Here is a 14413-nt window from a genome sequence, read left to right as displayed (position 1 = left end):
CGACACTCCTTACGGGCCCTTAGTCTGGAGAGATGCCCGCACCTTCCTCTTCGTCCTCCCCGGCGGCCCCGCCGGCCGTCGCCGCACCGGTCCCGTCGACCGCCAAGGGCCCCGGTTCCGGTTCCGGTTCTGGTTCCGGCTCTGGCTCCCGTTCTGGGCTCGGTCCCGTGGCGCTGGTGATCTCGGCGGGGATCTCGGTGCAGTTCGGCGCAGCCCTCGCGGTCATGATCATGCCGAGGGCGGGCGCGGCGGGCGTGGTCACCCTGCGCCTCGCGGCCGCCGCGCTCGTGCTGCTGATCCTGTGCCGCCCGAAGGTGCGCGGCCACTCCCGTTCCGACTGGGGCACGGTGCTCGCCTTCGGCGTCGCCATGGCCGGTATGAACGGCCTCTTCTACCAGTCCATCGACCGGATCCCGCTCGGCCCGGCCGTCACCCTGGAGGTCCTCGGACCGCTCGCCCTTTCCGTCATCGTCTCCAGGCGCCTGGTCAACGTGCTGTGGGCCGGCCTCGCGCTCGGCGGCGTGATCCTGCTGTCCGGGCACGGCGGGGGCGGCCTCGGCTTCGGCTCCCTCGACCCGGTGGGCGCGGCGTACGCGCTCGGGGCGGGCGCGATGTGGGCGGCGTACATCGTGTTCAGCGCGCGTACGGGCCGCCGCTTCCCGCAGGCGGACGGGCTCGCGCTGGCGATGGCGGTGGCCGCGGTCGTCTCGCTGCCGCTGGGCATCGCCGAAGCCGGCTCGGACCTGCTGGTCCCGAGCACGCTGGCGCTGGGTGTGGGCGTGGCCGTCCTGTCCTCCGTCCTGCCGTACACCCTGGAACTGCTCGCGCTGCGGCGGATGCCGGCCCCGACCTTCGCGATCCTCATGAGCCTGGAGCCGGCCATCGCCGCCACCGCGGGCTTCCTCGTCCTGAACCAGGCCATGTCCGCACTGGACGCCCTGGCCATCGCCCTCGTGATCGCGGCCAGCATGGGCGCGGTCCGCTCGCAGATCCGGAAGAAGGCCGCCTGATGGACGTCGCCACCTACCTGGCCGCGGTCCCGGAGGCCCGACGGGAGGCCCTGGTGCGGCTGCGGGAGCTGTGCCTGGAGGAGCTGACCGGGTTCGAGGAGGGGATCGCGTACGGGATGCCGGTGTACGTGCGGGCGGGCGAGACCGCCGCCGAGATCGCCTGGGCGAACCAGAAGCAGTACATCTCCTTCTACCTGATGCGCACGGACGTCCGGGACGCCTTCGCGGACCGCCTGGCCGCCCACGACATGGGCAAGGCCTGCCTCCGCTTCCGCAACCCCGCCAAGGTCGACTTCGACCTCCTCCGGGACCTCCTCCGGGCGGCGGCGGCGAAGGCCGGCTGAGGGGGTACGGGAGCTGCGCGCGCGGGGCCTTCACCCCCTCGGCGCCCCCGCTCGCGGGCGGTGGCTGCCCACCCGCCCCCCCTCGGAGGCCGGGCGGAGCCGATGGCCTGCTGGGCGGGGTCGGGCGTCGGAGAACTCCGCCTGGCCCGGCCGGCTGGATGGGCCGGCTCCGGTGGGGGGAGCTGCCCGACCGGAATCAGGGATGTGTATGGGGGTTTCCCGTCAGTCTCATCGTCTCTCCGGTTCGGGCCGGTCCCTCAAGGGCGCTCCTTCGTCGCGTCACTGCGTGATGGCCTGCGGCCACCCTTGACCGACCGCCCCGCCCCGGAAAGTCGAAGACTGCCGGGAAACCCCCGAAGGAACGGGCCGGGCACTCAAGGATCAGGACGGGGCGATCAGAGATGCCCGGGCAGATCCCGCTGGGCACGGTCCACAGACGGGGCCCATGACAGCCGCCTGCCGGGATGGGGGAGCGCGTCCGATCGCTACGCGCTCCTCATCTCTCAGCGTCTCCAGGCCGTCTTGCGCTGGACATGGGCCGCCCACCACCTGCGGGTGCGCTTCTCCGGGACTGCGGCCGGCCGTTCGGACGTGGTCACGGGGTGAGATCGAGGACTCGGACCGGCTGTCCGGTCCGGACCGCTGCGCGCTCCGCAGTTGCGGCTGCTCGGCGCGATCGCCGGCTCAGTCAGACCTGGACGGTTCTGCGTACTCGGGTGATCACCCTCTGGGCCTCTGCGCCGAACACGGCGGCCGAGTGGAACGCTTCCCAGACCCTGCGGTAGACACCGATCGTCTCCGCGTCGTCCAGCCACAATTCCGCATGCCAGTCGTCGGCAATGACGAGTTGGTCATCGAAGATCCAGAACGGGTTGCCCGGCGGCAGCCTCAAGGCTGCTTCGTACGGGACGATCCCCAGCTTCACGGTGTCCATGCCCACGACCCCCAGCAAACGGTCCAGCTGGGCGGCGTGGATTGGTGGAGGGCACAGCCGCGCCTGGAGGGCGCCCTCCCACATGATCAGCCGTAGGCGCTTCCCCGGCTGGTAGAGCCACTCCTGTGCTTCATTCGGACCCTGACGGCCTCATCGGCGTCCCGAGGGGAGTTTTGGAGAGCGGAGTAGTGCTCGAAGATGCAGCGGGCGTACTCGGCGGTCTGGAGCATGCCGTTGACGGCATTGTTCTCCCAGACGTGCATGGTGCCGGCATTGGAGACCACTGCGTTCCAGGTTTCCTGCACCGGGCGGTGTCCCCCCGCGAGTTGCCGCCGCCACGACCGGACGTGTCTTTCGAACCCTTTCAGGCGGCCGTGCAGCTCCTCATATGTGCCCGGTTGGCCTGCGGCCTCGGCCCACTGCCGGAGGTCGTCGGGTGTGGCCGTCTGGCGTCCGTTCTCCAGCTTGGAGACCTTGCTCTGTCCCCAGCCCAACCGCTCGGCCAGAGCAGTACCGGTGATCCTGCCATGGGGGCTCGACTCGCGCAGCTCACGCAGGCGCAGCCCGAGCGCCTCGCGGGCTTTCTGGTAGTCCGTGCTCACCGGTGGTCGTTCTGTCTACTCGCCCGCAGTCAGCCCTGCCAGGAACCTCTCGTACGGGACCGCGTGATGCCATGCCGCGTCCCTCGCCCGCGTCCAGCGGATCACCTCCGAGGGTTCGGTGATCACCTCTACGTCCACGAGGTTGTCCGCCTGGTCGAAGCGCAGTACGGCAACGAGTCGGCTGTCGAACAGCCAAGCATCGTCGGAGGGGAGGTGCAGGCGCTTGGCGTCCTCGCGGCTGAGATTGCGGATGTCCTCGCCCAGACTGCTGTTCCGCCTCGCGTTGTCCATCAGGTAGAGCTGGCCAACGGTCGGCGGATCGTCCACGACGCGTACCCGCTCGACCCTCTTGCCCTGCGCCGTCTGCGGAGCGATCAGTTCGCAGTACGGGTCCTTGGGATCCCAGCGCGCCGCTCCGGTTTCGATGAACTGCCCGTACGTCTCGGTGGCTTCGTCGCTGGCATACCGGCTTCGGGTTTCCAGTCGCCACGCGGTGTGCTCGAACGTCCGGAACAGGTTCTCGAACTCCTCCAAGCCGATGATGCTCGCCTTCCGTGTGGCGTCCTTCGGCGTCCAGTCCACCAGCAGCTCGCGAGGCACGACGATGGCGACCTCGCCCTCGGAGAGGTGCTGTAGCTGGGCCACATCGTTGCGGTCTGTCAGTGGCGGGCCGTGGACGATCACCTCTCGGCTGTCCACGTCCTCGTGGACCGAAGGGCATCCGGTCCCGCCGCTGCCCGTGCCGTTGAACCGCAGCATGCGTGCCATTCGTGATCACCTCTCGTGGAGGACTGACGTCCCGACAAGGGTGTCGGCCCCCGCAGCCGAATGTCGACGTATGACGGGACCCCGCGCGAGAATATCCGGGAATAGTCTCGTTGCGGTCCAACTCCCGGCTTCTAGCTTTCCGTTCATGGACGTGACCCCAGCCGAAAACCGGGACGGGATCTGGAGCATCTTGTGGCAGCAGACGCCGCAGCGCGATGCGTTCCCCAAGCCCGATGCCGAGCCGACTGACGGATGTGACGAGTGCACCCGCCTGAGCAAGCTGCGTCGCGCGGCCCGCAAAGAGCACGACGGCAGCACTGCGACCGACTGCAACATTCGTATCCGGCTGCATGCCGATGGGCACGGGAGGCGGGAATCATGACGGGTTCCGGGTCCGGGCTTGAACCAGTCCCGTTCATCGACTGTGGCGTGTGCGAAGCCCTCAACGAGGAACGGGCAGAGGCATGGCGAGCCGCGGATCTTGTGGAGGTGGCGAAGATGAACGCCGAGATCCGCAATCATCCGCACCGTCGCAGGAGCGCATTCAAGCGAAACCGGCAGCAGGGAGGGGCAGTCGTGACCGTCAGGTCCGTCGTGACCTTCGTCAAGCATGTGATCAAGCGGCATCCCGATGCCGAGACGACCGCCAGAGCCCGTTGTGTGCACCCTGACTGCGGCTGGGAAGCACCTCCGACCGGCGACGCGAACGAGTGCGCCGACAGCGAGGACCCGGCGCTGGCGACGTCGGGGATGGGCGTCAGCGCAGGACCGACTCCACGAGCAGGGTGGTTCATGGGCCCTTTGGGGTGCCTGCATGCGCTGACCCGGCTCCACTACGGAATAGCCGCTGTTCCAGGCTTCTCCGCCACGAACAACCGTCAGGCGCCTCCCATGAGGAGCGCCTACGGCTCGTGGGCGGCTTATGTCCCACCCAGGACGGTCGTCGGACGCTGAGAGATGAGAAGCGCGCAACGATCGGACGCGCCTCCCCCGACCCGGGCCCTGGTCTTGATGGGCCCCGTCTCTTGCGCGTGGCGGCCCGGATCTCCTCGGGCATCTCTGATCGCCCCGTCCTGCTCCTGGATCGCCCGGCCCGTTCCTTTGGGGGCTTCCCGGCAGTCTTTCGTTTCTCCGGGGCGGGGCGGTCGGTCAAGGGTGGCCGAAGGCCATCACGCAGTGACGCGACGTAGGAGCGCCCTTGAGGGACCGGCCCGACACGGAGGGACGATGGGACTGACGGGAAACCCCCATACGCATCCCTGATTCCGATCAAGTGGCTCCCGCCCGCCGAAGCCCCCGACCGCAGGTCAGCCCAGGGGCAGGTCCAGGTAGGACGGGGTGGCGTCCGGGGAGGTGAACGCCAGGGTCGCGCGGGGCAGGTTGGCGTCGGCGTAGAAGGGATCGCGGGCGTCGATCACCAGCATCAGGCGGTGGCCGCGCGGGACGTCGTAGGCCGTGGCCTGGAGTTCGATGTCCGCGCTGATCAGGCTGTCGGGCGGGGAGTCGAGGTCCGTGTACGGGGCGTGCGTGATGATGTGGGCCGTGCCGTCGGGGGCGGTGTCGAGGAGGTACGCGACGAAGGTGGATCCGGGGTTCGCCGCCCGGTACGTCACGCGCAGCCGCGGTATGCCGCGCAGCCGGGTGGTCTCCCCGGCCGGGTCCGCGGTCCATACGGCGGCGACGGTGCGGTCGATGTCCTGGGTCCGGTAGACCTTCGGGCGGCCGGCGATCTCCGCGTAGCCGGACTGCACCACCGTGTCGGCGACGGTCGCCGGGGTGTCCACCCCGCACAGTACGGTCGCCGTCCAGCCGGCCTGAGGCTCGTCGCCGAGCTCGCCTTCGGCCGCCAGGTGCAGCCGTTCCAGGCGTTCGGTGAGGGAGGGCCAGGTGGGGCGGGGTTCGAGGGTTTTGCTCCACATGATCTCGCCGAGCACCTGACCCTCGGCGTCGATGCCGTTGTCGATCTCTTTGAGGTGGCGGTCGAACCAGCGGTGGGCGTCCGTCCAGATCCGGTTGGGCAGGCCGAGCATGCCGGTCATCTCGGGGCCGGAGTGGTCGCCGATGGAGACGGCGAGGCGTTTGGGGCCGGTCAGCTCGTTGAACATCTTCAGCGTCTGGTTGGGCGGGAAGAGCGTCTCGTGCCAGGCGTGCGAGAAGAAGACGGGCACCTGGCGGCGGTTGAGTTCCTTGATGTGGGTGAAGGGCGAGCGGGTCTCCGCCCAGCGCAGGGTGCCCTGGACGTCGCGGTCGGCGAGGACGTTGTCGAAGACGCTCTGCGTCTGCGGGCTCAGCCGGGCCTTCGCGGCCGCGTCGAGCAGGGCCCGTACGGCCGCGACGTGCCGGGTGGAGTTCTCGTAGAAGGCCTCGCCGAGGTCGCCCCAGGTGCTGAGCGCGACCACGGCGTCGACGCGGGTGTCGTGCGCGGCGACGAGCTGGCCGATGCCGGAGCCGTACGAGTCCCCGAGGAAGCCTATCTTCGTCACCGGGCCGGTGCTGCGCTCGATGAGGTGGTCCAGGGCCCGGCTGCCGTCGGCGACGTCGAGCGGGCCCGCCACGTCGACCTGGCCCTCGGAGCCGCCGAAGCCGCGGGCGGAGTAGGCGAGGACGTTGTAGCCGCGGGCGGCGAAGAGGGAGGCCTGGACGGCGTACGGGAGCCAGCCCAGGCTGGACCAGGGTGAGGGCATGACGATCGCGGGGCGGGGCTGGGTCCCGGTGTGCCGCCAGAGCGCGGCGTCGAGGAGGTCCCCGTCGGCGCCGGTCACCTTGCCGCGGGTGAAGACGGCGACCGAGCGGACCTCGGCGATCTCGGCGGCGCGGGCGGGGGCGAGGCCGGTGACGTCGCCGCTCTCCAGGGCGGCGACGAAGGCGGTGAGGGCGGTCGCGTCGAGTTCGGGATAGAGGGAGAAGGGGGTGCGGGCGGCTGGAGTCACGTCGGTCCATCCTCTTCGTCGTCTTCGTCGTCTTCGTCGTCTTCGTCGAATGATTCGAGCGATTCGAGTGAGTCGAGTGAGTCGTCTTCGTCGAGTGACACGAACTGGGTGCGCCCGCCCGGGCCCGGAGCGGAGCGTTCAGTATCGACGGGACATCCGGTGACGTATCGCGAGTTTCCGGCTTACGGCCGAAATCGCCCCCGCCGTTCCCGCGGGCCGTCGGGCGGCGGGACCTGCGGCCGGTGCGCGGGGCGGCAACTGCCTTTCCGGTGGCGTGGTTTGGCTCGCGTGGCGGGAAGGCGTCGCCGCCCGAGAAAATCATGCAAGCATGCTTGATTGTTTTGCCGGGTGCTGCCAGTCTTCCCCTCACGCCGAGAAGGGGAGCGCACCGTGCCCGATCCGTCCGCCGTCGACGCAGCCGTCGCCGTCTTCGCAGATCTGCGCGAGGAAGGCCGTGAACTGGATTCCCTGGTCGGGAAGTTGGCCGTCCCGGACTGGGGCCGGCCCACCCCCGCGCCCGGCTGGACCGTCGCCCACCAGATCGCCCACCTGCACTGGACCGACCGGGCCTCGCTGCTCTCCCTCACCGACGCCACCGGCTTCGGCCACATGGTCGAGGAGGCCCTGAAGGCCCCCGACACCTTCGTCGACGAGGGCGCGCGCGAGGGCGCGGAGCTTGCCCCCGCCGAGCTGCTCGCCCGCTGGCGCACCACGCGCGCCGCCCTCGACGAGGCGCTGGCCGCGGCCTCGCCCGACACCCGCTTCCCCTGGTACGGGCCCCCGATGAAGGCCGCCTCCATGGCCAGCGCCCGGTTGATGGAGACCTGGGCCCACGGCCAGGACGTCGCCGACGCGCTCGGCCTGCGCCGCACCCCGACCGCGCGGCTGCGGCACGTGGCGCGGATCGGCGTACGGGCCCGCGACTACGCCTACGGCGTACGCGGACTGCCCGCGCCGGCCGAGCAGTTCCGGGTGGAGCTGACGGCCCCCGACGGCCCGCAGGTGTGGACGTACGGCCCGCCGGACGCCCCGCAGCGGATCACCGGCCCGGCCCTCGACTTCTGCCTCCTGGTGACCCAGCGGGCCCACCGCGCCGACCTGGGCCTGACCGCGACCGGCCCCGACGCGGACCGCTGGCTGGACATCGCGCAGGCGTTCGCCGGCCCGGCGGGAGCCGGCCGGGAACCGGGAGCCGCGCGGTGACCCGGCGCCCGCTCGTCATCGGCAACGCCTCGGGCTTCTACGGGGACCGCTCGGGCGCCCTGCGCGAGATGCTGACCGGTGGCCCGCTGGACGTGCTGACCGGCGACTACCTGGCCGAGCTGACCATGCTGATTCTGGGTCGCGACCGCCTGAAGAACCCGGACCTCGGCTACGCCAAGACCTTCCTGCGCCAGCTGGAGGAGGGGCTCGGGCTCGCGCACGAGCGCGGCGTACGGATCGTCGCGAACGCCGGCGGCCTCAATCCGGCCGGACTCGCCGACGCCGTACGGGCCCTGGCGGCGAAGGCGGGCGTCCCGGTGCGGGTCGCCCACGTCGAGGGTGACGACCTCACCGCGCAGGTGGACGGGGCCCTGACCGCCAACGCCTATCTCGGGGGCGCCGGGATCACGGCCTGCCTGCGCGCGGGGGCCGACGTGGTGGTGACCGGCAGGGTCACGGACGCGGCGCTGGTCAGCGGCCCGGCGGCCTGGTGGTTCGACTGGGCCCCGGACGACCACGACCGGCTGGCGGGGGCGGTGGCCGCGGGCCACGTCCTGGAGTGCGGCACCCAGGCCACCGGCGGCAACTACTCCTTCTTCGCCCGGCACGACGTCCGCCGCCCCGGCTTCCCGCTGGCGGAGATCTCCGAGGACGGCTCGGCGGTCATCACCAAACACCCCGGCACGGGCGGAGCCGTCACCACCGGCACCGTCACCGCCCAACTCCTCTACGAGACCCAGGGCGTGCGCTACCTCGGCCCCGACGTGACCACCCGCCTGGACACCGTCCGGCTGACCGACGAGGGCGCCGACCGGGTACGCATCACGGGAGCGCGAGGCGAGGCCCCGCCGCCCTCCCTGAAGGTGGGCGTCACCCGGATCGGCGGCTGGCGCAACGAGGTCGTCTTCGTCCTGACCGGCCTGGACATCGAGGCCAAGGCGGACCTCGTCCGTACCCAACTCACCGACGTGTTGGACGGCGTGGCCGACGTGACCTGGACCCTGGCCCGCACCGACCACGAGGACGCCGACACGCAGGAGACGGCCTCCGCCCTGCTGCGACTGGTGGTCCGCGACCCGTCCCCGGACCGGGTGGGCCGCGCCCTGACCTCCGCGGCGATCGAACTGGCCCTCGGCAGCTACCCGGGCTTCCACGTGACGTCCCCGCCGGGCCCGGCCCAGCCCTACGGCGTCTTCACCTCGACCCTGATCCCGCCGGACGAGGTCCCGCACGTGGCGGTCCTCCCGGACGGCACGCGCATGCCCCTTCAGGCTTCGCCGACAGGCCCCGCCGCATGTTCAGCCCCTCCGGCGTTCGAGGAGCCGGGGCCCGGGGGCACGGCCCCCGCAGGGCCGACGGCAGGGCCCACCACCCGCGCGCCGCTCGGCACGGTGGCCGGGGCCCGCAGCGGCGACAAGGGCGGCGACGCCAACGTGGGCGTCTGGGTCGAGACCGACCCCGCCTGGGAGTGGCTGCGCGACACCGTCACCACCGAGGTGTTCCAGGAGCTGCTCCCGGAGACCCGCGGCCTCCCCGTCGCCCGCCACGAGCTGCCGCGGCTGAGAGCCCTGAACTTCACCGTCACCGGCATCCTCGGCGACGGCGTCGCCTCCGGCCACCGCTTCGACCCCCAGGCCAAGGCCCTCGGCGAATGGCTCCGCGCCCGCCACCTCGACATCCCCGTCGCTCTCCTCCCGGCCCCGGAGGCCACCTCATGACCCGCCTCGGCACCACCGTCGACCCGCACGCCCCCGATCACGCGCAGGCCCGTACCGCCGCGCTGGAGCGCCTCGCCGCCCTCGACGCCGAGCACGCCAAGGCCCTGCAGGGCGGCGGCGAGAAGTACACGGCCCGTCACCGGGACCGCGGCAAGCTCCTGGCGCGCGAGCGCGTCGAGCTGCTCCTCGACCCCGACACCCCGTTCCTGGAACTGTCCCCGCTCGCCGCCTGGGGCAGCGACTACCCGGTCGGCGCCTCCATGGTCACCGGCATTGGCACCGTCGAGGGCGTCGAGTGCCTGATCACCGCCAACGACCCCACCGTCCGCGGCGGCGCCTCCAACCCGTGGACGCTGAAGAAGGCGCTGCGCGCCAACGAGATCGCCCGGCAGAACCGCCTCCCCTGCATCAGCCTCGTGGAGTCCGGCGGCGCCGATCTGCCCTCCCAGAAGGAGATCTTCATCCCGGGCGGCGCGGTCTTCCGCGACCTCACCCGGCTCTCGGCCGAGGGCATTGCGACCGTCGCCGTCGTCTTCGGCAACTCCACCGCCGGAGGCGCGTACATCCCCGGGATGTCCGACCACACCATCATGATCAAGGACCGTTCCAAGGTGTTCCTCGGCGGTCCGCCCCTGGTCAAGATGGCCACCGGTGAGGAGAGCGACGACGAGTCCCTCGGCGGCGCGGACATGCACGCCCGCGTCTCCGGACTCGCCGACCACTACGCCCTCGACGAGTACGACGCCATCCGCCAGGCCCGCCGCGTCGTGGCCCGCCTGAACCACCGCAAGCCGCACCAGGACCCGCCGAAGGCCGAGGAACCCCTCCACGACCCCGAAGAACTCCTCGGCATCGTCCCGCCCGACCTCAAGACCCCCTTCGACCCGCGCGAGGTCATCGCCCGGATCGTCGACGCCTCCGACTTCGACGAGTTCAAGCCCCTCTACGGCTCCAGCCTCGTCACCGGCTGGGCCACCCTGCACGGCTACCCGGTCGGCATCCTCGCCAACGCGCAGGGCGTGCTGTTCAGCGCCGAGTCCCAGAAGGCCGCCCAGTTCATCCAGCTCGCCAACCAGCGCGACATCCCCCTCGTCTTCCTCCACAACACCACCGGCTACATGGTCGGCAAGGAGTACGAGCAGGGCGGCATCGTCAAACACGGCTCGATGATGATCAACGCGGTCTCCAACTCGAAGGTCCCACATCTGTCCGTCCTCATCGGCGCCAGCTACGGCGCCGGCCACTACGGCATGTGCGGCCGCGCCTACGAGCCCCGCTTCCTGTTCGCGTGGCCCAGCGCCAAGTCCGCCGTCATGGGCCCCCAGCAGCTGGCCGGAGTGCTCTCCATCGTGTCCCGCCAGTCCGCCGCCGCCAAGGGACTCCCCTACGACGAGGAGGCCGACGCAGGGATGCGGGCCTTCGTCGAAGCGCAGATCGAGTCCGAGTCCCTGCCGATGTTCCTGTCCGGGCGGCTGTACGACGACGGGGTCATCGACCCGCGCGACACCCGCACCGTCCTCGGCCTGTGCCTGTCGGCCGTCCACAACGCCCCCGTCGAGGGCGCCCGTGGCGGCTTCGGCGTCTTCCGGATGTGAGCCCGCACATGACGAACCTGACCTCCCTCCTCGTCGCCAACCGCGGCGAGATCGCCGTCCGCATCTTCCGCACCGCCCGCGCCCTGGGCCTGGCCACCGTCGCCGTCCACTCCGACCCGGACGCCGACGCCCTGCACGTCCGCGACGCCGACGCGGCCGTACGGCTGCCCGGCGCGGCCCCCGCCGACACCTACCTGCGCGGCGACCTCGTCATCAAGGCCGCCCTCGCCGCGGGCGCCGACGCCGTGCACCCCGGCTACGGCTTCCTCTCCGAGAACGCCGACTTCGCCCGCGACGTCCTGGCCGCCGGACTGACCTGGATCGGCCCGCCCCCCGAAGCCATCGAGGCCATGGCCTCCAAGACCCGGGCCAAGGAACTGATGCGCACCGCCGGGGTGCCCCTCCTCGACCCCGTCGACCCGGCCACCGCCACCCCCGCCGACCTGCCCCTCCTCCTGAAGGCCGCGGCCGGCGGAGGCGGCCGCGGCATGCGCGTGGTCCGCGACCTCGACCAGCTCAAGGAGGCCCTCGACGCGGCCTCGGCCGAGGCCCGCTCCGCCTTCGGGGACGGCGAGGTCTTCGCCGAGCCCTACGTGGAACGCGGCCGCCACGTCGAGGTGCAGATCCTCGCCGACGCCCACGGCACCGTCTGGGCGCTGGGCACCCGCGACTGTTCCCTCCAGCGCCGCCACCAGAAGGTCATCGAGGAAGCGCCCGCACCGGGCCTGCCCGAAAGCCTGCGGGAGACCCTGCACGCCGCAGCCGTCGCCGCCGCCCGCGCGGTCTCCTACGAGGGCGCGGGCACCGTCGAGTTCCTCGTCACCGCCGACGGACGCCCGTACTTCCTGGAGATGAACACGCGCCTCCAGGTCGAACACCCGGTCACCGAAGCCGTCTTCGGCCTCGACCTCGTCGCCCTCCAGCTGCGCGTAGCCGAGGGCGCGGCCCTGCCCCCGGCACCCCCGCAGCCCACCGGCCACGCCGTCGAGGCCCGCCTCTACGCCGAGGACCCCGCCCAGGACTGGCGCCCGCAGACCGGCCTCCTGCACACCCTGGCCATCCCCGGCGAGGTCCGCGTGGACACCGGCTTCACCGACGGGGACACCGTCGGCATCCACTACGACCCCATGCTCGCCAAGGTCGTCGCCCACGCCCCCACCCGCGCCGAGGCCGTCCGGGCCCTCGCCGGCGCCCTCGCCGGAGCCCGCATCCACGGGCTCACCACCAACCGCGAGCTCCTCGTACGCTCCCTGCGCCACCCGGAGTTCGCCGTCGGGCAGCTCGACACCGGCTTCTACGACCGCCACCTCGACACCCTTACCACCGGCGCCCCGGACGCCACCCCGGCCGCCCTCGCCGCCGCCCTCGCCGAAGCGGCCCCTGGCCCGGACGCCCCCCTCGCGGCCCGCCTCGGCGGCTGGCGCAACGTCCGCTCCCAGCCGCAGACCCGCCGCTACCGGTCCGCCGGCGTCGAGCACGAGGTCCAGTACCACCCGGTGAACCACCCCGGGATCCGCGTGGTAGCCGCCACCCCCACCCTCGTCACCCTTGAAGTCGAGGGAATCCGACGTGCGTTCCACGTGAAACAAAATTCGAACGACATCTACGTGGACTCCGCCCTCGGCTCCCACACCTTCACCCGCGTCCCCCGCTTCCCGGAACCCCAGGACCGCACGGAACCGGGCTCGCTGCTCGCCCCCATGCCCGGCACCGTCGTCCGCGTCGCCGAGGGCCTGGCCCCCGGCGGCCCCGTCACCGCCGGCCAGCCCCTGCTCTGGCTCGAGGCCATGAAGATGGAGCACCGCATCCTCGCTCCCGCCTCCGGCACGCTCACCGCGCTCCACGTCGCCACCGGCCAACAGGTCGAGTTCGGCGCCCTGCTCGCCGTAGTCCAGGAGGAACCGCAAGCATGAGCACCGTCATCGAAACCGAAGAGCACAACGCCCTGCGCGCCGCCGTCGCCGCCCTCGGACAGCGCTACGGCCGCGACTACCTCACCCGCGTCGCCCGCGAAGGCGGCCACCCCGACGAGCTGTGGGCCGACGCCGCGAAGCTCGGCTACCTCGGGGTCAACCTCCCCGAGGAGTACGGCGGCGGAGGCGGTGGCATCGCCGAACTCTCCATCGTCCTGGAAGAACTCGGGGCCGCGGGCAGTCCCCTCCTCATGATGGTCGTCTCGCCCGCCATCTGCGGCACGGTCATCGACCGCTTCGGCACGGACGCGCAGAAGCAGGCCTGGCTGCCCGGCCTCGCCGACGGCAGCCGCACCATGGCCTTCGGCATCACCGAACCCGACGCCGGATCCAACTCCCACCGGATCACCACCACGGCCCGCCGCGACGGCGACGACTGGATCCTCACCGGCCGCAAGGTCTTCATCTCCGGCGTCGACATCGCCGACGCCACCCTCATCGTCGGCCGCACCGAGGACGCTCGTACCGGCAGCCTCAAGCCCTGCCTGTTCATCGTCCCGCGCGACGCCCCCGGCTTCACCCGCTCGGTCATCGACATGGAACTGGCCGCCGCGGAAAAGCAGTTCGAACTCACCCTGGACGACGTACGCCTGCCGTCCTCCGCCCTCGTGGGCGACGAGGACGCGGGCCTGCTCCAGCTGTTCGCCGGGCTCAACCCCGAGCGGATCATGACCGCGGCCTTCGCCATCGGAATGGGCCGGTACGCCCTCGCCAAGGCCGTCGACTACGCCAAGACCCGCCAGGTCTGGAAGGCGCCCATCGGCGCGCACCAGGCCGTGGCCCACCCGCTGGCCCAGGCGCACATCGAACTGGAACTGGCCCGCCTGATGATGCAGAAGGCGGCCCGCCTGTACGACGCGGGCGACGACATGGGGGCGGGCGAGGCGGCGAACATGGCCAAGTACGCCGCGGCGGAGGCCTGCGTCCGTGCGGTGGACCAGGCTGTCCACACCCTCGGCGGCAACGGCCTCACCCGCGAATACGGCCTGGCCTCCCTCATCACCGCCTCCCGCGTGTCCCGCATCGCCCCGGTCAGCCGCGAGATGATCCTGAACTTCATCTCCCACCAAACCCTGGGCCTCCCGAAGTCCTACTAGGTCCCTGCGGCGGGGGCGCGGGCCGTGTGTTCGGCTCGGGCTGTCTGCCGGGCGCTGCCCGGACCCGCGCCTCAATCGCCGGCGGGGCTGAGTGCGCGGGCCTGTCGGTTGGTGGCGGGGTGGGGTGCCGGGGCGGGGTGTCGCCTCGGCTCGGCGCGTGCGGGTTTGTCTCGGCCGTACCCGGTGGTTGCGCGCTCGTCCTGCGGGGACACCCCGCCCCGTCCCCCCACCCCTCAGGC

The 14413-nt window shown here is 71.7% G+C and carries 10 protein-coding genes and 1 pseudogene; 8 read left to right on the top strand and 3 right to left on the bottom strand.

All coding sequences use genetic code 11. The annotated features are described in order from the left end of the window. Positions 1 to 32 precede the first annotated feature (32 nt). The gene (locus ACZ573_RS25805) at positions 33 to 1010 is read left to right on the top strand and encodes an EamA family transporter (RefSeq protein WP_471308023.1); all 978 of its coding nucleotides are present in this window, start codon (positions 33 to 35) and stop codon (positions 1008 to 1010) included. After that, on the top strand, positions 1010 to 1354 hold the full coding sequence (locus ACZ573_RS25800) for a DUF1801 domain-containing protein (RefSeq protein ID WP_471308021.1): 345 nt from the start codon (positions 1010 to 1012) through the stop codon (positions 1352 to 1354). The genes ACZ573_RS25805 and ACZ573_RS25800 overlap by 1 nt, the downstream gene beginning before the upstream one ends. Before the next feature lie 688 nt (positions 1355 to 2042). On the opposite strand, the pseudogene ACZ573_RS25795 reads toward ACZ573_RS25800, so the two are convergent. After that, positions 2043 to 2890: pseudogene (locus tag ACZ573_RS25795) on the bottom strand (helix-turn-helix domain-containing protein). A 15-nt stretch (positions 2891 to 2905) separates the two neighbouring features. After that, positions 2906 to 3658, bottom strand: coding sequence for a DUF6879 family protein (locus ACZ573_RS25790; protein ID WP_471308019.1), 753 nt, complete (start codon positions 3656 to 3658; stop codon positions 2906 to 2908). Between the two features lie 145 nt (positions 3659 to 3803). Here ACZ573_RS25790 and ACZ573_RS25785 point away from each other — a divergent pair, with 145 nt between their 5' ends. Beyond that, positions 3804 to 4040: a hypothetical protein gene (locus tag ACZ573_RS25785; protein WP_471308017.1), complete on the top strand. Its 237-nt coding sequence runs from the start codon at positions 3804 to 3806 to the stop codon at positions 4038 to 4040. A 925-nt stretch (positions 4041 to 4965) separates the two neighbouring features. Here the strand turns inward: ACZ573_RS25785 and ACZ573_RS25780 are convergent. After that, the gene (locus ACZ573_RS25780) at positions 4966 to 6588 is read right to left on the bottom strand and encodes a CocE/NonD family hydrolase (RefSeq protein WP_471308014.1); all 1623 of its coding nucleotides are present in this window, start codon (positions 6586 to 6588) and stop codon (positions 4966 to 4968) included. Between the two features lie 390 nt (positions 6589 to 6978). On the opposite strand from ACZ573_RS25780, the gene ACZ573_RS25775 reads away from it, so the two are divergent. The 5 genes from ACZ573_RS25775 to ACZ573_RS25755 all read left to right on the top strand — a co-directional run bounded on the left by ACZ573_RS25775 (position 6979) and on the right by ACZ573_RS25755 (position 14174). After that, positions 6979 to 7791: a TIGR03084 family metal-binding protein gene (locus ACZ573_RS25775; protein WP_471308010.1), complete on the top strand. Its 813-nt coding sequence runs from the start codon at positions 6979 to 6981 to the stop codon at positions 7789 to 7791. A gap of 68 nt (positions 7792 to 7859) precedes the next feature. Next, positions 7860 to 9509, top strand: a complete 1650-nt coding sequence (locus ACZ573_RS25770) for an acyclic terpene utilization AtuA family protein (RefSeq protein WP_471308446.1) — start codon at positions 7860 to 7862, stop codon at positions 9507 to 9509. Next, positions 9506 to 11104, top strand: a complete 1599-nt coding sequence (locus tag ACZ573_RS25765; protein WP_471308008.1) for an acyl-CoA carboxylase subunit beta — start codon at positions 9506 to 9508, stop codon at positions 11102 to 11104. Before ACZ573_RS25770 ends, ACZ573_RS25765 begins: the two co-directional genes overlap by 4 nt. A gap of 8 nt (positions 11105 to 11112) precedes the next feature. Beyond that, positions 11113 to 13017, top strand: a complete 1905-nt coding sequence (locus ACZ573_RS25760) for an acetyl/propionyl/methylcrotonyl-CoA carboxylase subunit alpha (RefSeq protein ID WP_471308006.1) — start codon at positions 11113 to 11115, stop codon at positions 13015 to 13017. Further along, positions 13014 to 14174, top strand: a complete 1161-nt coding sequence (locus ACZ573_RS25755) for an acyl-CoA dehydrogenase family protein (RefSeq protein WP_471308003.1) — start codon at positions 13014 to 13016, stop codon at positions 14172 to 14174. Before ACZ573_RS25760 ends, ACZ573_RS25755 begins: the two co-directional genes overlap by 4 nt. The last annotated feature ends 239 nt before the right edge of the window (positions 14175 to 14413 follow it).

This window comes from Streptomyces sp. NPDC040545, from assembly GCF_055595065.1.
The sequence above is the reverse complement of the archived record's forward strand: the minus strand, read 5'-3'. Positions and strand labels throughout refer to the sequence as shown.

Bases quoted from the DNA above. Each gene is read 5' to 3' on its own strand.
- ACZ573_RS25755 (WP_471308003.1), top strand. From the start codon at position 13,014: ATGAGCACCGTCATCGAAACCGAAGAGCACAACGCCCTGCGCGCCGCC.
- ACZ573_RS25765 (WP_471308008.1), top strand. From the start codon at position 9,506: ATGACCCGCCTCGGCACCACCGTCGACCCGCACGCCCCCGATCACGCG.
- ACZ573_RS25800 (WP_471308021.1), top strand. From the start codon at position 1,010: ATGGACGTCGCCACCTACCTGGCCGCGGTCCCGGAGGCCCGACGGGAG.
- ACZ573_RS25760 (WP_471308006.1), top strand. From the start codon at position 11,113: ATGACGAACCTGACCTCCCTCCTCGTCGCCAACCGCGGCGAGATCGCC.
- ACZ573_RS25770 (WP_471308446.1), top strand. From the start codon at position 7,860: ATGCTGACCGGTGGCCCGCTGGACGTGCTGACCGGCGACTACCTGGCC.
- ACZ573_RS25785 (WP_471308017.1), top strand. From the start codon at position 3,804: ATGGACGTGACCCCAGCCGAAAACCGGGACGGGATCTGGAGCATCTTG.
- ACZ573_RS25790 (WP_471308019.1), bottom strand. From the start codon at position 3,658: ATGGCACGCATGCTGCGGTTCAACGGCACGGGCAGCGGCGGGACCGGA.
- ACZ573_RS25805 (WP_471308023.1), top strand. From the start codon at position 33: ATGCCCGCACCTTCCTCTTCGTCCTCCCCGGCGGCCCCGCCGGCCGTC.